Origin of the sequence: Wolbachia endosymbiont of Ctenocephalides felis wCfeJ (assembly GCF_012277315.1) — a bacterium.
GTDB lineage: Bacteria > Pseudomonadota > Alphaproteobacteria > Rickettsiales > Anaplasmataceae > Wolbachia.
The window spans coordinates 576,351-598,329 of the sequence record NZ_CP051157.1 but is presented as its reverse complement, the minus strand read 5'-3'; the positions used below and the strand labels follow the sequence as shown (position 1 = coordinate 598,329).

Below are 21,979 nucleotides of genomic sequence, written 5' to 3'. Positions count from 1 at the left end.
GGTTATGACAGGTCAAATTCTATCTAACGATGACTGGAGTCGCTACAAGAAAGAAGGGTTCCTTGTTACTAAATTTGGTAATTTAATAGATTACGTAGTTAATTGGGCAAGATCTGGTTCATTGTGGCCAATGACATTTGGTCTTGCATGTTGTGCAGTGGAAATGATGCATACTGCGTCTAGCCGTTATGATCTTGATAGATACGGTATAATGTTTCGTGCAAGTCCAAGACAAGCAGACGTTATGATTGTTGCCGGCACATTAACTAACAAAATGGCAGCAGCATTGCGTAAAGTTTATGACCAAATGGCAGATCCAAAGTATGTTGTTTCTATGGGAAGTTGTGCAAATGGTGGTGGTTATTATCATTACTCCTATTCGGTAGTTCGTGGCTGTGATAGAATTGTACCAGTTGATGTGTATGTTCCTGGATGCCCCCCAACTGCTGAAGCGTTGCTATATGGAATGCTGTGCTTACAAAATAAGATAAAACGAACTCAGAATATATAACATGAATAAAACTGGAAAATATATACAGAAAAAGACTAAATGTGAATGTACTCAGCAAGATGACGGTACTATTGTAATATATTCAGCCTTAGATGATATTGAAAATCACTTACTCTTTTTACGTGATGACGAAAAATGTAGATTTGAATTACTGGTCGATATTTTTGGAGTTGACTATCCAAACAGAGAGAAGCGTTTTGAGTTAATATATAATTTGCTCAGCATTGTGCATAATATCAGGGTACATATAAAACTTCAGTTACGTGAAAATGACGTGCCTCCAAGTTTAGTAAAGATATTTAGCACAGCTTCATGGTTTGAACGCGAAGTGTTTGACATGTATGGAATAGAATTCTCAGGTCACCCTGATTTGCGCAGAATTTTAACGGATTATGGGTTCAAAGGTCATCCAATGTTAAAAGATTTCCCTCTCACTGGTTATGAGGAAGTTAGATATGATATAGAAGCAAAAAAGGTTGTATATAATCCTATAGATTTACCGCAAGATTTTCGTATGTTTGATAGCCTGTCCCCTTGGGAAGGTGAAGCCACAAAAGTAAATACAAAGGAGTAGAAAATGACAGTGCAAAGAAAAAAAATATCTTTGATCGGTGCAGGAAACATTGGTGGGACTCTTGCCCATATGATTGCATTGAGAATACTTGGAAACGTTGTTTTACTTGATATTAGTGAGGGGATACCACAAGGTAAAGCACTTGACATTGTAGAATCATCTCCTATTGATGGGTTTAGTGTTGATGTTACTGGTACAAATAGATATGAGGATATAAGAGACTCCGATGCAATTATAATAACTGCTGGTATTGCAAGAAAACCTGGAATGAGCAGAGACGATCTTCTGCAAACTAATGCTAAAGTAATGAAAGAGGTTGGTGAAAATATTAAAAAATACTCCCCAAATGCGTTTGTAATAGTTGTGACCAATCCTTTGGATGCCATGGTTTCAGTAGTACACAAATTTTCAAACCTTCCAGTTAATATGGTTGTCGGAATGGCTGGAGTACTTGATTCTTCCCGCTTTCGTTATTTTCTTGCAAAAGAACTCAATATTTCCGTTGAAGATGTGTCCGCTTTTGTACTTGGAGGACATGGCGATACTATGGTACCACTTATTAATTGCGCTTCAGTTGCTGGCATTCCTCTTACTCAAATTATCGATATGGGCTTCATTACACAGGAAAAAGTTGATAAAATAATCAAGCGTACTCGCAATGGCGGTAAAGAAATAGTTGATTTACTTAAGTCTGGGTCTGCGTACTATGCTCCTGCATCTTCAGTCATATGTATGTTAGAGTCATATTTGCATGATAAAAGACGCATATTACCATGTGCTGCTTACCTAAGTGGTGAATATGGTGTGAAAGACTTGTTCATTGGCGTTCCTACAATTATTGGAAAAAATGGAGTTGAAAAGGTTCTGGAGGTTAAAATGGATGATAGTGAACGAGAAATGTTTAATAAGTCTGTAAACTCGGTGAGAGAGCTGGTGAAACTTCTAAGCTAAATTAAGTATCCGTTCAGCGGAGTGGCAAAATAAGGTAGACAAGATAAATCAAAAAATCAAGAAAAAGTGAGTTTACAACAAATGATGTCATCCCAGTGCTTGACACTGGGATCCAGGGATTTTGATTGGATACTGAGTATAAAAGTAGCTAACCTTATGTTAAAACACAATATTTTTGGTGAGGGGTTGCATTAAAAGCTGGATTCCAGTGTCAAGCACTGGAATGACACAACCATAAAGTGAAACTAGATCCCAGTGTCAGCTACTTGCATAACACCACTTTTGCTTCAATATTTGCATATTAGCCACGCCCTTGAACAGATACTAAATTAATTGCTCTATAGAGTTTCTTTGAGCTTAAGTTTCGTAAATAGCCTAAAAAAGTTGTTTGTAGTTATCTCTGCAACTTTATCTGGCGATTCATTCCATAACTCTGCTAAACAATCCACAACATATTTTACCATTGCCGGCTCGTTTTTTCTTCCTCTGTAAGGTTCAGGTGATAGATATGGTGCATCAGTTTCGACTAAAACACGCTCGCGTGGTACATTTTGTGCAATTTCTCTGAGGAGGTTAGCATTTTTGAAAGTAATAATTCCAGAAAATGAAATATATAATCCCAAATCTATAGATTGATAAGCAAGCTCTTTAGAGGAAGCAAAGCAATGCATTACTCCACTAAAGGCATCGGTTTTCATTTCTGACTTTAGCATATCAATCATCTCACTATCGGCATTTCTGGTATGAATCACTAAAGATAACCCGGTTATCCTTGCCGCTTCTATGTGCAACGCAAAGCTTTTTTTCTGATTGCTTTTGTTATCAGATTTATAAAAGTCTAATCCAGTTTCACCGATACTAATAACCTTTTGACTTTTGGCAAATCCAACCAAATCATCAACGTGTAAAAATTTGCCATTTTCTACAGTAGCATCAAGTGGATGCACACCAACAGATGAATAAACCTGATCATAGGACGAAGAAATTTTCAACAATTTAGGAATGTCATCAATGCTCACACATATGTTATGCAAAATCTTTACACCAACTTGTTCTGCTCGTGAAATTACTTTGGGTATTTCATCATCGGAGAAATAAATCAAATGGCAATGAGAATCTATTATCATGAACCTACAGCAAATATCATTCAATAATAGAGGCTTTTACTTGAGAAGAAAACTCTTCTATTACTGCTTTATAAACTTCCTTTTTAAATGGTATAGCACTAGCTACCAAATTATCTATACTTTGCCAACACCACTCTTTGAACTCTGGATGATCCGTATAGTGAATATTAATGTCCTTATCCTCTCCATAAAATTTCATCAAAAACCACCTTTGTTTTTGGCCAGAATACCTACCATTCCAACAAGTTGGTATAAATTCCTCAGGCAAGTTATAGTATATCCAATCCTTATTTTTAGCTACAATCTTTGCTTTGTCGGTGCCGATCTCTTCTAGCAACTCACGTAATGCTGCCTGCTCCAGCTCTTCGCCATCATCAACACCCCCTTGTGGCATTTGCCAGTAGAAATCACTATCAAAACGTTTTCCAACAAAGACGTGTCCTTGCTGGTTCAGCAGCATTATGCCAACACAAGGACGATACTTATCTTTCTGCTCAACCACGGATACGCTTTGCCAAATTGTTCACAGAAGTCTCAACCAATCTTTCCCCGTTTTTCATCTTTTTAACAATTCTCTCTGCAACTTCTTTCGCACTCAAGCTTGAATTGTCAATTTCAAGTGAACCTTCAGGTACAAACAGCCTTTTGCCTTTAATTTTTTGAATAGCAAAATCTGAATCAGTAATTTTATTTTCCTTGTGCCTCTCTTCTGAGCAAACACGCTTTGCTAACTCTTCACTATTGCAATGCAATACTACAGGAAAAATTTTTACACCCATTTTTTTACCTAAATTCACTATCGAGCTGTACAGTCTTTGGTCATAGGGATCACCATCTATTAATTCATTTGTAAATATATAATGTTGCGATCTTATATGATGTTTTTCTAGTATTGCTAACATATTTTCCCTGACTACAAAAATTTTTTCCCACAGATCATCAGGAACTTTAGCATTTGGTAATTTAACAACTCTAAGTATACTGTTATTAAACAGGTTATTACTTACTATCACCGCATCAATAATCTTACACAGTTCTTTTGCAGTAGTAAGTTTGCCACTACCTAGAAAGCCAATTAAGTAAATAAGAGTCTTGCTCATAATAAATACACTATTTAAAAAACTATCCTTACGTTATACATAAAAGGATATGTATTGTATACAATGTTGCAATAAAAGCATACACAACTTGGCTTGAGTAATATTAAAAATAGTTCATGTTTAGAAATTTCGAGTGTATAATTATAAACAAATTATATAATTTAAGGCTATGACTAATGTATCTGGTGATACAGAATCAATAAAAAGCACAATCATAAACGTAATAGATCAAAATAAGGGTTATGATATAGTCACCTTTGATGTACAGAATAAAACCATTATTGCAAAATATATGATTATTGCGTCTGGAGACTCAAGCCGCCATGTGAAAGCATTAGCCGAGCATGTAATAAAAAGTCTCAAGTCACATGATAAAATAGATGTAGAAGGTATGGATGAAGGCAACTGGGTGATTTTGAATTTTCAAGGCATAATGGTTCACATATTCAGGCCGGAAGTTAGAGAGTATTATAAAATAGAAGAACTCTGGAATTAACTTTCTTCCATTTGTAAGGCTGATACATTAAAATCACTTTAATTAACAAAAGCAAGTCATGAAACACCAATCAGAATTTTTGAATTTTATCCAAGAAAGAGGATACCTACATCAGTGTACAAACGCTGAAGGGCTGGATCAGCTACTATTGCAAAATAACTACATAGTTGCATACCTCGGGTTTGATTGCACAGCGCCAAGTCTTCATGCTGGCCATCTAGTTCAGATTATGATGCTGCGTCACCTACAAAAATTTGGTTACAAACCAATAGTCTTACTTGGAGGCGGCACAACTAGGATTGGCGATCCATCTTTTAAGGATAAAGCAAGAAGCATCTTACCTATAGAGAGCATCGAGCACAATACATCTGGTATAAAAAGGATATTGGAAAAAATGATATCTTTTGATGATGGGAAGACGGGTGCAGTGATAGTAAATAATGCAGATTGGCTGGACAATATAAAATACATAGATTTTTTACGTGATATAGGGGCACATTTTTCTGTAAATCGTATGCTAAGTTTCGATAGTGTGAAAATTAGGCTCGATAGAGAACAAAACCTAAGCTTTCTTGAGTTTAACTACATGTTATTGCAGGCTTATGATTTTGTTGAATTGAATAAAAAGTATGGCTGTCGTCTGCAGATTGGAGGGTCAGACCAGTGGGGAAATATAGTAAACGGAATTGAACTTGGCAAAAAGTTGAACTTACCTGAATTGTTTGGCCTTACTGCCCCCCTTCTATTGAATGCTCAAGGGGTAAAAATGGGTAAAACTGAAAGTGGAGCAGTGTGGCTTGATAGTAATATGCTAAAGCCTTATGATTATTGGCAATACTTTCGCAATGTTGATGATCAAGATGTAGGCCGTTTTTTGAGATTACTCACTGATTTGCCAATTGACGAGATTAAAAAACTAGAATCTCTAAAGGATCAGGAAATAAATGAAGCGAAAAAGATCCTAGCAACAGAAGTAACAAAAATATGTCATGGTAACAAAGAAGCAGAACTTGCACGATCTGCTGCAGTCTCTGCGTTTGAAAATGAAGATAGTTCACTACTTCCTGATTATGCTGTAACAAAAGAACAAGTTACGTGTGGCATATCCTTAGTAGATCTGCTACACAATATCGGTCTTGAAACTTCAAGAGGCGCAGCAAAGCGTTTAATACAGGGCAATGGGTGCAAAGTTAATGATAGTATTATAAATGACGTTAACTATATAATAAATTCTGAGAGCTTTAAAGGTCAGCCATTCATAAAGCTATCTGCAGGAAAGAAACGTCATGTTAAGGTTGTGGTGAGTTAGGTTTCAGAGTAAGAAAATAAATTCACACAGATGAGAAACTATAATATGGATGACTTAAGTAAGACATATTTATCTCATCATAAGCCTATATCGAATTTCTTTTTAAATTTGGGTATTATTACGTTCCGTGAAGCATTAGAATATGTACATGAGCTGCCTTATGGACGCAATTTTGACCGCACAGATTATATATCAGTATTCAATGACAGACGAGGAACGTGTAGTACAAAACATGCTCTGATTTATAAGTTAGGTTGCGAATGTGAAATCGACATAACGCTACACATAGCTGTCTTTATGATGAATAAAGTGAACACTCCGAAAGCTTCTGCAATTCTAAATGAGTATAACTTACTACATATTCCAGAAATGCATTGCTATCTTCGTTACGAAAGCCGAATTATTGACATAACTTTTCCAGGAAATAACATGTTATTAAAACTGACAGAAGAAGAAAAAATTGAGCCAGAACACCTTGAAAGCTATAAAATAGAAAAGCATAAACAATTTATTGAGAGCTGGCTGATCAGTAACCCAACCATATCGTATAACATGGAGCAAATTTTCAAAATTCGAGAATTATGTATAGAACAGTTGAAAAGATAGTAGAAAGTTAGTTCATATTATATACCACTTCAAATGGAGATGTACGGATCAACGTTTTGTATCAGGGTGAGAATATTTGGCTCACATAGAAAAAATGGCAGAGTTGTTTTGTGTACAACTTCCAGCCATTAGTAAACATACAAAGAACATATTTGAATCTGGTGAATTACAGGAAAAAGCAGTTATTTTCAAAATGGAAACAACCGCTTCAGATGGTAAAAAATATCCTACACAATCTTACAACTTAGACTCGATTAACTAATTTTATCACACAGCACTTCTGCAGAGCCACATAAAAGTTGTTGTGGTTAATAAATTTTTATGGAAAAAGAGTTATTTTAGAAAATTACGGGCTTCAAAGGAGGTACAAAATGAGACTATACCATAAAGATATCTCGGATCTTATCAAAGAACCATACCTTTCCAGAGGAAGGGATTATTTCAATAAAGGAAAAGTGCAGATTATATCTGTTAATGAATCTGAAAGTAAATCAAAAGTGGTTGGATCGAAGATATATCGTGTAACATTAAGGTACGATGGTCCACTCCTTGGTGGAGAGTGTTCCTGTCCTGCATTTGTATATTGCGGTCCGTGCAAACATATGGCTGCAACAGGTTTTGCTTTGATCAATTTCGATAGGGAGAAATACAGATCATCTGTGTGCTCTGGACGTGTTGATAAACAAGCCCATCTTGAAAATTTTCTACTTCAAAAGACAAATCAAGAGCTTATTTCAATCATTGTTCGTTTAAACAATCAATATCCAGTGGTTTATGAAGAACTGGAGGATAAAGAATATGAACAATTTATTCAAAGTAAATGTTAAAATTTGAGTACTATAGCTAATATTCTATCATTATGGATCCAGCTCATATAATTTGGATTTCAGTGCTAAGCGCTGGAATCCAAACTTTAATAAACCTCAGCTATCCATAGGTATAAGGCTATCTAGTGCTAACTCAGTATGTAAATCTCTAACTAGAGCTTCAGCACATTCTTTTTGAACGATTATGTTGATCTTGATTTCAGATGTTGCGATCGCAAGTATTTCTATCTTTTTTTTGTTTAAGACCTTGAGTGTACGATGCATCACCTCAGTATTAGACATAACACCAATGCCAATTACTGAAATTCTAGCCACATTACTGTTGATAACATGGGTTTCATTCTTGCTCAGTAGCTCTTTCATTAGATCAATGTCGAATTCAGAAATGACGAGACTTGATCCATGTATCATATCAATCTTAATATTTGCATCTGCCATATCCTTTAAAATATGCAAGGTACTCGCAAGGTTAGTAAAAGTTACAAGAACTTCATTAGTGCTACAAGTTATCCCAGTAATTACGTATCTCTCCAGTACATCTTTTTCATGCAGTACTACAGTTCCTTCTGCATTTTTAAAAGTGGATAGCACCTGCACTCTAATGTTATGCTTCATTGCAAGTTGTATTGAACGGTTGTGTAGTATTTTAGCACCAGATGACGATATCTCCAACATTTCATTGTAAGAGATAGATTTAAGCTTGCGTGCTTTTGGAACAATCTTCGGATCGGCTGTATATATTCCATCAATATCAGTAAAAATCTCACAAATCTTGACATCAAAAACTACTGCAAGGGCAACTGCTGATATATCAGAGCCTCCTCTACCAAAAGTAGTGATTCTATCACCATGTATACCCTGAAAGCCGGCAATAATCGCAACAGCGTAACCTTCGGCAAAAGACCTTTTCAGATGATCAATCTTTATTGTTTTGATTTTAGACTCAGAGTAAAGATCGTTAGTTATAATTGGCAACTGCCAGGCAAGCCACGATTTAGCATTTATCCCCATAGATTGGAGAGTGATTGCTAGTAAGCCGCAAGAGATCTGTTCTCCTGCTGAAAGTATAACATCATATTCTGATAGCTCTTGTCTGCAGCTTAAATTTGAGATTTGCCTAGCCTGAAAAGCCATTTGGTCAGTAAATCCTGCAACAGCAGAAACAACAACGATTACATTACAACCTTTCTCAACATCTTTTTTTATCAAACTTGCAACTCGATTTAAGTCAGTTAATGAAGTCCCACCAAATTTTTTTACGATTACATTGCCCATAGTTACAATATAACTTTCCTCTAGAAAAAAATATAGTACTAGTTGGTTTAAAACGCTTAATTATTAAACTTCTTGTATAATTAAGCTGAAAGGCAATTATTTAAAATATTGATAGTGCTCTTAAATTGCTTTAGCTATAAATATTAAGAAATTTACCGAATGAGGAAAAAAGGCAAAAGAAACCCCGTTGGTGGCTAATTATTTATATTAACTTTATAAACTGGCGTTTTTTTATTCTAAACGTCTAATTTCGCTGCTTTTAAACCGCAACTGATCTAAATTTAAACGTTAAGAAATTTACTAAGCAGAAAAAAGGCAAAAGAAACCCTGTTAGCTAGTTATTCACTATCTATCTTTTAATCGGCGTTTTTTACTGTTTTAAACGCTTTAACAAGCGTATTTTAGCTTATATAGGTAAAAACCTTGAAAGTCTATTAAAGACATAAGTGCACATAGTGCAAAAAATTAAACATGAGACGCCAAATACATTGAGTTTCTTGTCATTTTATCTGCACAGACTGAAGATAAATAAATAGCTTCAGCCACATGATAAGCGGACTTTTTGGAAATGTCAAGTGGTTTTTTCAATGCGCTGCTAAAGGTTTATTATACTAGGAGATCTAATCACAATTAAATAGTGCTTCAGCAAATTCTTTACTAGTAAACTCCTTAAGATCCTCTATACCCTCGCCAATTCCTATAGCATGTAACTTCACCTTATAAGCTTCCGCAAGTCCAATCACTACCCCACCCTTAGCAGTACCATCTAGTTTGGTTACGATTAGCCCAGTAACATTCACCATTTTGCTAAATGCCTCTAGTTGGCTATAAGCATTTTGGCCGGTGGTTGCATCGAGAACTAAAATAACATCATGAGGAGCAGTTCCATCCAATTTCTTTATTGTTCTATATATTTTTGATAACTCCTCCATAAGATTTACGTTATTTTGTAGCCTGCCTGCTGTATCAATCAGAACAACATCAACGTTATCTTTTATAGCCTGACTTACAGCTCTATATGCCACACTCGCAGAGTCAGCCCCGTGCTCTCCAGTAATAATAGAACAACCAGAACGCTCTGCCCAGATATTTAACTGTTCACTAGCAGCAGCTCTAAATGTGTCGCACGCAACAAGCATAACGGACTTTCCCATCTCCTTATACTTATACGCGAGCTTGCCTATTGTTGTGGTTTTACCATTACCATTCACTCCGCATACCATAATTACATGTGGTTTTTTGTTTAAAATTAGCGGTTGCACAGCAGGGTTTAATATCGATTCTATTTCGCCCATTAACTGCTGTGTGATAACATTATATTCAACTTCTTTGTCAAATTTGATGCTTGTAAGTCTATCGATAATCAACTTAGAAGTTTTATGACCGATATCCATGCTAATTAGCAGCTCTTCCAGCTCATCTAAAAGCGACTGATCTAATTTTTTTTTGCCAGAAAAAATACTCTTTACTCCATCGCTAAAGCGCGAAGAAGTCTTCAATAAGCCTTTATAAAGGTGACTAAACAAACTCAAGGGAATACTCCTTTTTTAATCATATACTTAATTACGATATAAAGAATGACATGTACTACGTGCATTTGTAAAGAAAAATGCACTCGTAACCGCTATATTGTGTCAGTAAAATATAGCGGTTACGAGTGCATTTTTCTTTAATTTTCAACCTAAATATGTTATAATGTAAGTAATGGTTTACGGGTAGTTCTATGAGTTATAATGAGAAAATTTTAGATCATTATGAAAATCCAAGGAATGTTGGCTCTCTGGATAAAAATGATCCAAATGTTGGCACTGGCCTCGTTGGTGCGCCATCATGTGGCGATGTGATGAAGCTACAAATAAAAGTTAATGATAAAGGCGTTATCGAAGATGCAAAATTTAAAACTTTTGGTTGTGGTTCTGCTATCGCTTCGAGCTCTTTGCTCACAGAGATGATCAAAGGAAAAACCATTGAGGATGTAACAAAGATAAAAAACACGCAAATAGTAGAAGAATTGTCTTTGCCGCCAGTGAAGATACACTGCTCGGTGCTTGCTGAAGATGCTATAAAAGCTGCTATTCACGATTACCAAAATAAACAAAAATAGCTATGAGTAAATATCAAGGAGTAAATGCTGCGAAGAAAGATAAAAAACTTATCACTATCACTGCAAATGCAGTGGAAAGGATAAGGTATTTATTGGATCGAAAACAGCATGCTAACCTTGGGAAGTCAGAAGAAGCAATAGGAATAAGGGTACTAATTAAACAAAAAGGATGTTCCGGCTTAAAATATGATATTGAATATGCATATGATATTCGTCCTTTAGAGTCAGTAATTGAAGAAAGCTGCAGTGATGGCCAAAAAGTCAAGGTATTGATCGATCCAAAATCTGTCATGTTTATCCTTGGCTCTGAAATGGATTATGTGGAGGAAAAACTCTCATCTGGTTTTGTTTTCAAAAACCCTAATGAGAGAGGAAAATGTGGTTGTGGAGAGAGTTTTCATGTCTAGCAACTATTTTACATTGTTCGAAATCGAACCAGCTTTCAACATCAGTTTTGATGAGCTAGAGAAAAAATATATTGAGCTCAGCAGAGCTGATATAAATGAAAGGCAGTCGAAAAACATGGAAAATATAAATAAAGCTTACCAAGTGCTCAAATCACCACTAAAACGTGCCGAGCATTTGCTGGATCTTTTGGGGGTAAAAAGCCAAAAGGATCATCTGAGCTCTGAAATATTGAATGAATCAATGGAAATAAGAGAGTACTTACTAGACTGTGATGATCTACAATTTGCAAGTAGGATGATTGATGAAAAAATAAAGAGTTGCACCAAAAATCTAATTAATGCTTTCGCTATAAAGAATTTTGATGAAGCTGCGATGCAAGTTTTGAGATTGAAATATTTATACAAGTCACTTGAGGAAATGAAGAAAAATGCGGCCAATACAAATTTCTGAACCCAATTCAAATGAAACAGTGTTTGGTATAGACCTTGGCACTACCAATTCTTTAATTGCTATAGTGAATAAAGCTGGCGACGTGGAGATATTTAAAGATGAGCAAGGAAGAGAACTGCTACCTTCTGCTCTTTCATATGAAAATAACATATTGAAAACCGGCTACGATGTGAGCTCAGGTGCAATTTACTCGATAAAACGTTTAATGGGTAAAAGTGTCAAAGACTTGCACAAAGAAGGCATCAATTTTGAAATAGATGACGAAAGTGAAAAAGTTATCAGGGTAAAATGTGCAGAGGATAGATATCTCACTCCTGTTGAAATATCTGCTGAGATATTAAAAGCTCTATGTGAGAGGGTAAAAAAGTCTACGGGGATGGAAGTAAAAAAAGCAGTGATTACTGTGCCAGCTTACTTTGACGACTCAGCGCGTAACGCAACTAAGTATGCAGCAAAATTAGCTGGCATAGAAGTTCTTCGTCTTGTCAATGAGCCAACAGCCGCCGCACTTTCTTACTCGATTGAAAAGAACAACAACAGTGGGATACATGCAGTTTACGACCTTGGTGGCGGGACATTTGATATTTCAATATTGAAATTACACCAAGGAGTGTTTCAAGTTCTTGCAGTTGGTGGTGATACCAAACTTGGTGGTGATGATTTTGACCATCTGCTAAGCTCAATCGTGCTTGATAAGTATAGAGAACAGGTGGGTTCAAGTGAAAGCGTTATCCCAGTGCCCAGACACTGGGATCCAGAAAACTTGATTGCAAATGAACATACCAAAAATTTATATAATAAGAACTGGATTCCAGCGTCAGCTACTTATGTGGCAGGGCCATCACTTATTGAATTACGTACTGTAAAAGAATATCTGAGCGAAAACACTGTAGGTACTTTTGAATTCAACATCAACGGCAAATTATTTAAATGCGAAATTACCAAAGAAGAATTCGAACAAGCAATAAGTCCTTTGGTTAGTAAGACTGTCAATATAGTCACTCGTACTATAGACGATATAGATCTTAGAATTGATGACATAAAAGGAGTAATTTTAGTTGGTGGTGCAACTAGAGTGCCATTAGTTCACGAATCACTAGTCAAGCTCTTTGGCAATAAGGTACTGAATGATGTAGATCCAGACAAAGCAGTTGTTATTGGGGCAGCTTTGCAGGCTCATTATTTAACTTCAAGCTCAAAAGATAGGAACATTCTCTTGGACGTTTTGCCTTTATCACTTGGCATAGAAACTATGGGAGGAATAGTTGAAAAGATCATACCAAGAAACACGCCATTGCCGGTTTCAGAAACAAAAGAGTTTACAACTTACGTCGATGGGCAAACGGCAATGAAAATTCACGTTTGTCAGGGGGAACGTGAAATGATAGAAGATAACAAATCTCTAGCGCAATTTGAACTCAAAGGTATACCGCCACTGCCTGTAGGTTCAGCAAGAGTTGAGATAGAGTTTACAGTTAATGTTGACGGGATATTGACTGTTACTGCACGAGAAAAAACTACCGGAATCGAGCAGACAGTTGAAATAAATTCAAGTTTTGGCCTAAGTGAAGCCGATGTTCAAGATATGGTTAACCAGTCAATAAACAACTTTGATGAAGATATGAAGGCTCGTTCCCTTGCAGAAGCTAAAATTAATGGCAACAAACTCATACATTTGATTGAAGGCGATAATAGTCTTTCCTCTGATCAAAGGTTAAAAAATCTACTGCAAAACGCAAAAAAAGCTTTACAAGGAAATGATTTGAGTGAAATCAATAATACTATTGCCAAATTAGAAAACTCTTCCTTAGAGCTGTGTGAATTGACAAATAGATAAATATCCTTTCAGCAGAGTGGCAAAAAAACGTGAAATAAAGTGTATAGACATTCGTCTCATGACAACAAAGGCGAATCAACAAATTTAAATTCTTGCGATATAGTACTTGTAACTACAAGCACTATACTGTAGTATTTTCAAACTCAGTTTTCTGATATTTTTTCAGACCATGAAATGTTCCTTGTCAAAAATCGAAGAATTTCGGTCTTTTATACATGAAATAAATGTCGATGCATTTATTTTGCATACCAAGGACGGATATTTGAATGAGTATTCAGAGGAGCTAACAAAGCTGTGTGGTTTCACAGGAACAAATGGGCTGCTCATTGTTACAAAAAACAACAAATGCCCATTTTTTACTGATGGACGCTATATCACACAAGCTCGCAATCAGCTCGATCAGGGCAATTTTCAAGTATATAATATACAAGAAGAGGATCCACGCGAGTGGGTAAAAGCAAACTTAACATTGACTACCTCACTAAGTTATTATCCACAATACTTTACTGTAAAAGAGATAAGGAAATATGAAGATATTTGTAAATTAGTACCTTGTTCAATTAAAAAAGAAAGTAGTTATAGAAAACAAACGATAGTTACACATGCAATTGAATATTCTGGTGAAGGTAGTCAGAATAAATGTGAAAGAGTAGCAAAAAGCATAGATAAAGAAGCTGAAGTAGTACTTCTGACTGATCCCAATTCAATTTCATGGTTATTAAATTTAAGAAATGAAAATGCTAAATATACTCCATGTATATTAGGCCGTGCTATATTGTATAAAAGCAGTGATGTTGATTTGTTTGTTCACGACAAAGAACATTCAACTATAGAAGCAAATTTAGATAACCATATAAATATTTTTGATGTTAGTGAATTAGAAAATTCGCTGAGCAAGCTAAATTCGATAATGATAGATCCAAGTACAACTCCAATGAGTATTATGACTGTAATACAAAATAAGCAGGTAGTTGAAAGAGAGGATCCTTGCTTGATTCATAAAGCAGTAAAAAATCAAATTGAAATAACTGGGGCTATAAACGCACACATTCGAGATGGAGTAGCAGTTACAAATTTTCTATGTTGGCTTGAAAATAATATTGGCAATGAAGTCACTGAACTTAATGCTGAAGAGAAACTCTTAGAATATAGAAAAGAGCAGGATTTGTTTAAGCAACCGAGTTTTCCAACAATTTCTGCATTTAATGAAAATGGAGCAATTATTCATTACCGTGCAAGTAGTCAGACGAATAAGGCAGTTCAGAAAGATGGACTATACTTGATTGACTCTGGTGGCCAATATCTTGACGGCACAACCGATGTTACAAGAACTGTAGCAATTGGCAACCCAACTACTGAACAAATAGCCCACTATACGATAGTACTCAAAGCTCACATTGCTGTAGCAAGCGCAGTCTTCCCTCTTGGCACTACTGGTGGAGAATTAGATATCTTGGCACGTGTTCACTTATGGAAATTTGGAATAGATTACATGCATGGCACGGGGCATGGAGTAGGAAGCTATCTTTCAGTACACGAAGGGCCACAGGCAATATCAAAAGGAAATAAAGTGAAACTTATGCCAGGGATGATACTCTCCAACGAACCTGGTTATTACATTCCAGGGAAGTATGGAATAAGAATTGAGAATCTGATGTATGTTGACAAGCAAGAAAATGGCTTTTTAAACTTTAAACAATTGACCTCCATTCCTTACGATAGAAGACTAATAGACACAAAAATGCTTACCAAAGATGAAATTGACTGGATAAATAACTACCATCAATTTGTCTATAAAAACTTAGAAAATAGCGTGAAAGATAAAGGATGGTTAGAGAAAGCATGTAGTCCCTTATAAACAGAAAAGCAGCGTTTTTGTTGTTTTATAAAACATTAATGCTACTGTGCTGGGTATTTTGTGTTGTTTTTAATTTAAAAACAATGTACAATAAAAGATACATATTTTCAGATAGGTATAATTATGGTAGATAAAGTACAAGAAGATGAATTCATGAAACAGTATATGGATACTTGTAAAGAGCAAATAGAAAAATTGGCTAAGGATCCTGAGCTACTTAATCAGACTCTAAAGCCATTTATGCAGATGTCTCAGCAACTTATGGCTGGTGGTATGTTAGATGGATCTATACCCGATGCAGTATCCGGTTTGGGTAGTATGGATATTAATCAGATGATTACTCAGATGAAGGCAATGGTCGATTACATAAAAGGTAACCATAAGGAGCTCATGAAAAAAGATAGCTCGCAGATTCAAGAGCTTGACGAAGCTAGTAGGAGACTGAGAGGTTTGGTCAAGAAATTAATAGAAAAGATCGAAAGTAGTAAGTAGTAAAGTTGGAGCTGTCAGTAGCGTAGCAATACGGAACCCCAGGTTAGGCCTGCGCCTATTGCAATCAGTAGTCCCAGGCTTCCTGGTTTTATTTTTGACTCTTGTATTGCATAATCGAGTGCTAGCGGGATCGACGCTGCTGAAGTATTTGCATGTTGATCAACTGTATTAGCTACTTTTTCCATAGGAAAATCTAATTTCTTTACTACAGCTTCAATGATACGAATGTTTGCTTGATGGGGAATCAGCCAATCAATATTAGCAATTTTTAAATTATTGCATCTTAGTGTTTCTTCTATTGAGGCTGTTAACTTCTCTACTGCATGCTTGAATACTTCTCTTCCATTCATACATATTTTTCCAGAATTGCCAGTTGAGGATACTCCCCCACTTGTACATAATATGTCTATGTTACTACCGGAATATAAGTTGGTTGATATTATACCCCTTAAGGAATTTTCTGCTATTTCACTACAATGTGCTGCAGATTTCATTATCACCGCACCTGCACCGTCACCAAATAGTACGCAAGTTGATCTATCTTTCCAATCAACAATTCTGGACATTATCTCAGCACCTATAACCAGCGCATATTTAATTCTCTTGTTAGCTTTTATAAGCGAATCAGCAACTGTAACTGCGTATATAAAACCAGAGCATGCTGCTTGCACATCAAAGGCAAACGCGTTTTTGCACTTTAGCTTATTTTGCACAATAGCTGCACAGCTAGGAAAGGTTTTGTCGGGTGTTGTTGTTGCCACTATGATTAAACCAACTTCATCCACTGAAATTTGAGCTTTTTCTATAGCATTCCTCGCCGCGTTGACAGCCAGATCCGATGTTAATTCTCCCTCATCTGCTATATGCCTTTGAGTTATTCCTGTTCTCTGTCTAATCCATTCATCACTTGTCTCAACCATTAGTGCAATTTCATCATTACTTAATGTTTTTTTTGGCAGGTAAGATCCAGTGCTTAATATAAAACTTTTATTCAACGTGACTTACCTCACTAATTATCTTCTGGTTTAAATTTTCACTAATGGCATTTACTGCAAATTTTATAGCATGAGCAAAAGAAATAGCATCAGAATTTCCATGACTTTTAATGACAATACCATTTAGCCCTAAAAACATAGCACCACTTCTAATTTGAGGATTAAAACGCATTAGTGCCTTACTTAATTTGGATTTCAACAACATACCAACAAGCACTTTTGTTATCCACGAGCTGAATATTTCCTGCTTTATTAAATCGATAAAAGTACTAGCAGTTGCTTCAGCCGTTTTAAGCATTACATTGCCAACAAAACCATCGGCAACAATCACATCTACATTACCCTCTAAAAATTTGCTTGCTTCTACATATCCTTTGAAGTTAATACTTGGAGTATTCTTGAGCAACTCAAAAGCTCCTCGTACTGAGTCATTGCCTTTAACTTCTTCTGTACCAATATTTAGCAAAGCGACCTCAGGATTGTCAACTTTTAATGCTATTCTTGCAAATATACTCCCCATTAATGCAAATTGAAATAACGAGTCAGCATTACAATCAACATTTGCTCCAAGGTCAAGCAGCGCAAAGCTCTTTGTCTTCGTTGGACAAACAGATACAATAGCAGGGCGATAAATGTTTGGCAGTGTTCCTAAAATAAATCTGGAAATTGCCATCAACGCTCCAGTATTGCCTGAAGACACTACCCCAGAAGCTTTACCTTCCTTCACTGCAACAATTGCAGCCTTCATACTTGAGTCCTTACGATGCCTCAGCGCAAAAGATGGTTTATCGTTTGCAAGAACATTGTCAGAACAATGAATCAACTCAGAATTATCTCTGACCCTGCTGTATTTCGAGAGCAGAGGAGATATCTCTTTCTGATCTCCATAAACATGAAAAAAAACTTTAGTGTCTGGGTTAGTAAGGTTGCCCAAAAAAAAATCAGCACCTTGAATCACTGAGAGAGGTGCAAAATCACCTCCCATAGCGTCAAGTGCAATGACTATGTTATTGTTGACCGTGGGTAACATATCATGATAGTTATTCTGCCTGTTGTTTGATGAAAACCCGTTTTCCTTTATAGCTGCCATCAACTGCTATGTTGTGAGGTAACATAAACTCCCCAGTTGTTGAGCATACCACAATGTTCTTAGGCTCAATAGCATGATGAGAACGATGCATATTACGCCTTGACTTTGACTTTTTTCTCTTTGGAACTGCCAAAACTTCCTCCATTCTACTAAAAGATTCAATTTATTAATAACATGTTTTTTACAGGAAGTAAACAGTGACAATAAAATAAGTAAGGTTTTCCATATCCCTATAAACTGTAGAATCTAAGCCAAAAACCCCTTGCATTATGGTTTGAGGAAAAACGTACAGTTGCACGAGCATTGTCTACCAATAAGGTGCCGTCCCAGTGTCATCTACTTGCATGACAAAGTTGATAGAATGCCCTCCAAATAGCCTTGCTGTTATCAATATCTACATAGTAAGTTGAGGAGGATCAGGAACTTTCCAATAACATTAGGGATATAATTGTTCCACCTTCCAATTGCTTCCCTTAGCAAGAGTATATCTAAATCTAGTGTGTCTTCTATGTTCACCTTCTTGCCAAAATTCAATTACTTTTGGGATTACGCAGAATCCCACCCAAAAGTCAGGACGAGGAACTTGTGTATTGTAAAGTTCTTTTTCCTTTAGTGTGATAGCTTGCTCAAAATCTTGCCAATTTTTCAGAACGCTCGATTGTTTTGAACACCATGCGCTAATTTGACTATCGCGTGCTCGAGAGGAGAAATATTCGTCAGTTTTTTCACCGTCTAGGAGTTTAACATCTCCCTCAATTCGTACCTGCCTAGAAAACTCTATCCAGTGAAATACCAGTGCAGCTTTGGGGTTCTCGGTCAATTCTTTTCCTTTTCTGCTATTTACATTAGTGAAGAACACGAAGCTTTCTTCGCTATATTCCTTTAGCAATACTACTCTTGCAGATGGAATGTAGTCTTTGCTACAAGTCGCCAGCGTCATTGCAGTTGGCTCTTTACATGAAGAATTGAGTACCGCTTTATACCATTGCGAAAACAAATCAAACGGATCTTTTTCAGGTAAAAATATCATACCAAAGAATAAAATCTTAATTCTGACATGCGTTGCAGAAATAAGTGCTACGGCCATTTTGTCGTATAAGTGTTATGGTGTTATTACAAATTTTGCAAGGTTTTTGAACTTGACCGTATACGTAAAAACTGTTTTGGAAGTATCCGACAGATCCGGATGGCTGTGCATAATCTCTCAGCGTTGAACCACCTGCAGCAATTGCATCACTTAGAGTATTTTTTATTTCAACAGCAAGTCTTTTGCATTCGCTGTAAGTTAAGTCCCTTGCTGATCTGAGCGGTGATATGCGGGCTCTAAACAAGCTTTCAGAAGCATATATGTTACCTACACCAACTATTAATTTGTTGTCCATTAATGCTGATTTGATATTTGCTTTCCTGTTTTTCAGTAGCTTCTGCAAATAGCCTCCACTGAATTCATCCGTTAAGGGCTCTATTCCGAAGTCATTAAAAAAATTTACTTCTTGTGCTTTGTTTAAAACGACAACCAACCCAAACCTTCTTGGATCATTAAAGACTATTGAAGCATTGTCGGAAAACGAAAATATTACGTGATCATGTTTATTCTGCACTTGATTATCTTCAGCGTATATAAGCTTTCCGCTCATGCCAAGATGTAATATTACAGCTATATCATTGTCTGTATTCCAGATTATGTATTTACCTCTACGCTTGATACTGCTTATGCATTTGTTCTTTAGTATGTTATCGATATTTTGTGTTACCGGTACACGTAAATTCCAATTATTGACTGTAACACAGCTTATTTGCTTGTTTTTTACTTTATTAAACAAAAAGTTAGATATTACTTCCACTTCCGGTAGTTCTGGCATTTTTTCTACCCTGTTGCTGCTTTTTCCTTTTTAGAATATTTTGTTTTAAAGCTTTTGCTAATCTTTTTCTCTCTTCTTCTTTTTCCTTATTCTTTTTTGTATTATTCATTATCATTATATATAAATCCTGCCGTTATAGCTCAGGTGGTAGAGTACGTCATTGGTAATGACGAGGTCCCAAGTTCGAGTCTTGGTAACGGCACACCTTAAAGTGTTGCATACCTTGTAAAAAAACTTAACCGTCTATTGGCTTTCACTTAATTCTTTAATCTTATTGATAGAAAGATCTGTAAACTTAGCAATAGTATTGATATCAATATTATTAGCCAGCATCGCTTTTGCAACTTCAATTTTTCCTTCTATCTTCCCTTCAGTTTTTCCTTCATTAAATTTCTGGTTGAGGCAAGATACATTATCATCCTCATTTTTCTTAGCCTGTCGATATATATCCCGCTCTTCCCTAGTCCAATTATACTCTATTAACTCATTATAAGCTTTGCCAATAATCTCATCACTCCCTACTATTTTTTTTAGATCCTCTTCACTAGTCTCACTTGCATATTTAAAAAAGTAACACCACTTTTCTACTATATTTTCTAATTGATCCTCTTTCGTTTTTGGAAACTTCGGTAATTCTATGAAAGTAAAACTAAAGTCCTTCAGGTCATGTTCGTGAGTAATCTTATCAAGAGTAACATGATCTGATTTGTAGGCTGATTTATTAGGAAATAGAATAAAATCAGTGATGGCAATGAAAATAACTTCTTTAAGTTCATGATATTTGTCACCTATCCCGGCTTGGCTAAAATAAGCTCCAGCAGCATAGTATTGAGCGCGTTTTTCAAAGCCAGTCGTTCTAGCAACCTGCATCTCGCATATGAACTGAACACCTGAAGAATCTCTACAGAGTACATCGACAATACTCTCCTTTTTAGCAGCAATGTCAGGGTTTTGAATGGGACTTAGAAACTTTACATCCTTTATTTTAGCTTCACCAGTAAGACCTAAAACATCATTAAGAAAATGAATGAGAATATCTTTATTTTTCTCAGTGCCAAAAATTCGTCTAAAGGCATAATTGTTTTTTGGGTCTAAAAACTTTGACAAAGCCATAAGAAATTTACTTAAAAAGTATTAATAATTATACATTATTATTAACAATTATTCAACCGTATTTTTAGCTTAACTATAGCTCACAAGCATATACTAATCCTGCAACTCTTTGATTTCATTAATGGAGAGGCCTGTAAACTTGGCAATAGTACTGATATCAACATTACTAGCCAGCATCGCTTTTGCAACTTCAACCTTCCCTTCGGTTTTTCCTTCCTCTTTACCAATTCTTCTACCTTCATCTCTAGCATCATCAAGTTTTTGAGCGAGGACAGCTTTCTCATCACGAATACGCTTGATCTCTTGTTCGTAGGCAATGAATTCTTTTTCTGACCAGTTGAATCTATTTAGCTCCTCATATGCTTTTTTGATGATTACATCACTTCCTATTATTCTTTCCAACTCTCTTTCACTAGTTTCTTCCGCATACTTGAAGAAGTAGACCCATTTTTCAACTATGCTCTCCAACTGATCTTCCTTCGTCTTGGGAAATTTTGGCAGTTCAATAAATGTGAAATAAAAATCTTTTAAATCATGTTCATTAGTATCTTCATCTCGAATAGTGTGTTTTGATTTATACTCGGATTTATCAGGGAACAGGATACAATCTGCTATAGCAATGAAGATAATTTCTTTGAGGTTTTCATATTGATCACCTTTATTAGCCTGCCTTGAGTACGCTTTTGCAGCATAGTATTGAGCACGTTTTTCAAAACCTTTAGTTTTAGCAACCTGCATTTCGACTATCACTTGCACCCCATTTTCATCTCTGCAGAGAACATCAACAATGCTCTGCTTTTTAGAGGCAATTTCAGCATCTTGAATAGTGCTGAGAAACTCTATTTCTTTTATTTCATCCTTGCCAGTAAAGCCCAAGATATCATTGAGAAAATGAATGAGGATGTCCTTATTCTTTTCAGTACCAAAGATACGACGAAACGCTACATCATTTTTAGGGTCGAGAAATTTTGAGAAAGCCACAACTATCGTGCTT

28 protein-coding genes and 1 tRNA gene are annotated in these 21,979 nt (G+C 36.0%); 16 read left to right on the top strand and 13 right to left on the bottom strand.

From position 1 onward, the window contains the following. The first annotated feature begins 4 nt into the window (after positions 1–4). The 4 genes from HF196_RS02895 (at position 5) to HF196_RS06005 (ending at position 2,231) form a co-directional block, all read left to right on the top strand. A complete protein-coding gene (locus HF196_RS02895; RefSeq protein ID WP_168455733.1) occupies positions 5–511 on the top strand; it encodes a NuoB/complex I 20 kDa subunit family protein in 507 nt (168 codons plus the stop codon). Between the two features lies 1 nt (position 512). Beyond that, positions 513–1,085 (top strand): NADH-quinone oxidoreductase subunit C, encoded by a 573-nt coding sequence (locus HF196_RS02890; protein WP_168455732.1) that lies wholly within the window; start codon positions 513–515, stop codon positions 1,083–1,085. A 3-nt stretch (positions 1,086–1,088) separates the two neighbouring features. After that, positions 1,089–2,036, top strand: a complete 948-nt coding sequence (mdh, locus tag HF196_RS02885; RefSeq protein ID WP_168455731.1) for a malate dehydrogenase — start codon at positions 1,089–1,091, stop codon at positions 2,034–2,036. 66 nt (positions 2,037–2,102) lie between these two features. Continuing rightward, entirely contained in the window at positions 2,103–2,231 is a 129-nt protein-coding gene (locus HF196_RS06005; protein ID WP_256359385.1) for a hypothetical protein, read from the top strand. Between the two features lie 143 nt (positions 2,232–2,374). On the opposite strand, the gene HF196_RS02880 is transcribed toward HF196_RS06005, so the two are convergent. From HF196_RS02880 to HF196_RS02870, 3 genes are read right to left on the bottom strand one after another with little or no spacing between them, the layout of a single operon-like run. Beyond that, positions 2,375–3,163 (bottom strand): TatD family hydrolase, encoded by a 789-nt coding sequence (locus HF196_RS02880; RefSeq protein ID WP_168455730.1) that lies wholly within the window; start codon positions 3,161–3,163, stop codon positions 2,375–2,377. Positions 3,164–3,179: 16 nt separating this feature from the next. Beyond that, positions 3,180–3,665 (bottom strand): RNA pyrophosphohydrolase, encoded by a 486-nt coding sequence (locus HF196_RS02875; RefSeq protein ID WP_168455729.1) that lies wholly within the window; start codon positions 3,663–3,665, stop codon positions 3,180–3,182. Then, a complete protein-coding gene (locus tag HF196_RS02870; RefSeq protein ID WP_168455728.1) occupies positions 3,658–4,263 on the bottom strand; it encodes a DEAD/DEAH box helicase family protein in 606 nt (201 codons plus the stop codon). Before HF196_RS02870 ends, HF196_RS02875 begins: the two co-directional genes overlap by 8 nt. 169 nt (positions 4,264–4,432) lie before the next feature. On the opposite strand from HF196_RS02870, the gene rsfS reads away from it, so the two are divergent. The 5 genes from rsfS (at position 4,433) to HF196_RS02845 (ending at position 7,501) form a co-directional block, all read left to right on the top strand. Continuing rightward, positions 4,433–4,759 carry a ribosome silencing factor gene (gene rsfS / locus HF196_RS02865; RefSeq protein ID WP_168455727.1) on the top strand — a complete coding sequence of 109 codons (327 nt, stop codon included), beginning with the start codon at positions 4,433–4,435 and terminating at the stop codon, positions 4,757–4,759. Positions 4,760–4,817: 58 nt separating this feature from the next. Beyond that, positions 4,818–6,068, top strand: coding sequence for a tyrosine--tRNA ligase (gene tyrS, locus HF196_RS02860; protein ID WP_168455726.1), 1,251 nt, complete (start codon positions 4,818–4,820; stop codon positions 6,066–6,068). A 30-nt stretch (positions 6,069–6,098) separates the two neighbouring features. After that, positions 6,099–6,674, top strand: a complete 576-nt coding sequence (locus HF196_RS02855; RefSeq protein ID WP_168455725.1) for a hypothetical protein — start codon at positions 6,099–6,101, stop codon at positions 6,672–6,674. A gap of 76 nt (positions 6,675–6,750) precedes the next feature. After that, on the top strand, positions 6,751–6,936 hold the full coding sequence (locus HF196_RS02850; RefSeq protein ID WP_168455724.1) for a hypothetical protein: 186 nt from the start codon (positions 6,751–6,753) through the stop codon (positions 6,934–6,936). Positions 6,937–7,045: 109 nt separating this feature from the next. Beyond that, positions 7,046–7,501: an SWIM zinc finger family protein gene (locus tag HF196_RS02845; RefSeq protein ID WP_246198611.1), complete on the top strand. Its 456-nt coding sequence runs from the start codon at positions 7,046–7,048 to the stop codon at positions 7,499–7,501. Positions 7,502–7,597: 96 nt separating this feature from the next. On the opposite strand, the gene HF196_RS02840 is transcribed toward HF196_RS02845, so the two are convergent. Beyond that, positions 7,598–8,776 carry an aspartate kinase gene (locus HF196_RS02840; RefSeq protein WP_168455723.1) on the bottom strand — a complete coding sequence of 393 codons (1,179 nt, stop codon included), beginning with the start codon at positions 8,774–8,776 and terminating at the stop codon, positions 7,598–7,600. Positions 8,777–9,396: 620 nt separating this feature from the next. After that, complete coding sequence (gene ftsY / locus HF196_RS02835) at positions 9,397–10,308, bottom strand: signal recognition particle-docking protein FtsY (RefSeq protein ID WP_168455722.1); 912 nt, start codon at positions 10,306–10,308, stop codon at positions 9,397–9,399. Positions 10,309–10,499: 191 nt separating this feature from the next. Between ftsY and iscU the strand changes: the two genes are divergently transcribed. The 6 genes from iscU to HF196_RS02805 all read left to right on the top strand — a co-directional run bounded on the left by iscU (position 10,500) and on the right by HF196_RS02805 (position 15,925). After that, positions 10,500–10,880 carry a Fe-S cluster assembly scaffold IscU gene (iscU, locus tag HF196_RS02830; RefSeq protein WP_041045899.1) on the top strand — a complete coding sequence of 127 codons (381 nt, stop codon included), beginning with the start codon at positions 10,500–10,502 and terminating at the stop codon, positions 10,878–10,880. A 2-nt stretch (positions 10,881–10,882) separates the two neighbouring features. Then, positions 10,883–11,287: a HesB/IscA family protein gene (locus HF196_RS02825; RefSeq protein ID WP_168455721.1), complete on the top strand. Its 405-nt coding sequence runs from the start codon at positions 10,883–10,885 to the stop codon at positions 11,285–11,287. After that, a complete protein-coding gene (locus tag HF196_RS02820) occupies positions 11,280–11,738 on the top strand; it encodes an iron-sulfur cluster co-chaperone HscB C-terminal domain-containing protein (RefSeq protein WP_168455720.1) in 459 nt (152 codons plus the stop codon). Before HF196_RS02825 ends, HF196_RS02820 begins: the two co-directional genes overlap by 8 nt. Continuing rightward, positions 11,716–13,575, top strand: coding sequence for an Hsp70 family protein (locus HF196_RS02815; protein ID WP_168455719.1), 1,860 nt, complete (start codon positions 11,716–11,718; stop codon positions 13,573–13,575). The genes HF196_RS02820 and HF196_RS02815 overlap by 23 nt, the downstream gene beginning before the upstream one ends. 181 nt (positions 13,576–13,756) lie before the next feature. Next, complete coding sequence (locus HF196_RS02810; protein WP_168455718.1) at positions 13,757–15,433, top strand: aminopeptidase P family protein; 1,677 nt, start codon at positions 13,757–13,759, stop codon at positions 15,431–15,433. 123 nt (positions 15,434–15,556) lie between these two features. Then, positions 15,557–15,925 (top strand): hypothetical protein, encoded by a 369-nt coding sequence (locus tag HF196_RS02805; protein WP_168455717.1) that lies wholly within the window; start codon positions 15,557–15,559, stop codon positions 15,923–15,925. Between the two features lie 14 nt (positions 15,926–15,939). On the opposite strand, the gene HF196_RS02800 is transcribed toward HF196_RS02805, so the two are convergent. From HF196_RS02800 to HF196_RS02775, 6 genes are all read right to left on the bottom strand, one after another. Then, positions 15,940–16,920 carry a beta-ketoacyl-ACP synthase III gene (locus tag HF196_RS02800; protein ID WP_168455716.1) on the bottom strand — a complete coding sequence of 327 codons (981 nt, stop codon included), beginning with the start codon at positions 16,918–16,920 and terminating at the stop codon, positions 15,940–15,942. Next, complete coding sequence (gene plsX, locus HF196_RS02795) at positions 16,913–17,950, bottom strand: phosphate acyltransferase PlsX (RefSeq protein ID WP_168456273.1); 1,038 nt, start codon at positions 17,948–17,950, stop codon at positions 16,913–16,915. Before plsX ends, HF196_RS02800 begins: the two co-directional genes overlap by 8 nt. A gap of 10 nt (positions 17,951–17,960) precedes the next feature. Beyond that, the gene (rpmF, locus tag HF196_RS02790; RefSeq protein WP_168455715.1) at positions 17,961–18,143 is read right to left on the bottom strand and encodes a 50S ribosomal protein L32; all 183 of its coding nucleotides are present in this window, start codon (positions 18,141–18,143) and stop codon (positions 17,961–17,963) included. Between the two features lie 303 nt (positions 18,144–18,446). Then, positions 18,447–19,040 carry a pyridoxamine 5'-phosphate oxidase gene (gene pdxH, locus HF196_RS02785; protein WP_168455714.1) on the bottom strand — a complete coding sequence of 198 codons (594 nt, stop codon included), beginning with the start codon at positions 19,038–19,040 and terminating at the stop codon, positions 18,447–18,449. Positions 19,041–19,056: 16 nt separating this feature from the next. Then, on the bottom strand, positions 19,057–19,872 hold the full coding sequence (gene mutM / locus HF196_RS02780; protein WP_168455713.1) for a bifunctional DNA-formamidopyrimidine glycosylase/DNA-(apurinic or apyrimidinic site) lyase: 816 nt from the start codon (positions 19,870–19,872) through the stop codon (positions 19,057–19,059). Then, on the bottom strand, positions 19,838–19,981 hold the full coding sequence (locus HF196_RS02775; RefSeq protein WP_168455261.1) for a hypothetical protein: 144 nt from the start codon (positions 19,979–19,981) through the stop codon (positions 19,838–19,840). Before HF196_RS02775 ends, mutM begins: the two co-directional genes overlap by 35 nt. Before the next feature lie 20 nt (positions 19,982–20,001). Between HF196_RS02775 and HF196_RS02770 the strand changes: the two genes are divergently transcribed. Beyond that, positions 20,002–20,074 (top strand) — tRNA-Thr (locus HF196_RS02770). 41 nt (positions 20,075–20,115) lie between these two features. On the opposite strand, the gene HF196_RS02765 is transcribed toward HF196_RS02770, so the two are convergent. Beyond that, on the bottom strand, positions 20,116–20,985 hold the full coding sequence (locus HF196_RS02765) for an Rpn family recombination-promoting nuclease/putative transposase (RefSeq protein WP_168455712.1): 870 nt from the start codon (positions 20,983–20,985) through the stop codon (positions 20,116–20,118). Positions 20,986–21,078: 93 nt separating this feature from the next. Continuing rightward, the gene (locus HF196_RS02760) at positions 21,079–21,966 is read right to left on the bottom strand and encodes an Rpn family recombination-promoting nuclease/putative transposase (protein ID WP_168455711.1); all 888 of its coding nucleotides are present in this window, start codon (positions 21,964–21,966) and stop codon (positions 21,079–21,081) included. Between the last annotated feature and the right edge of the window lie 13 nt (positions 21,967–21,979).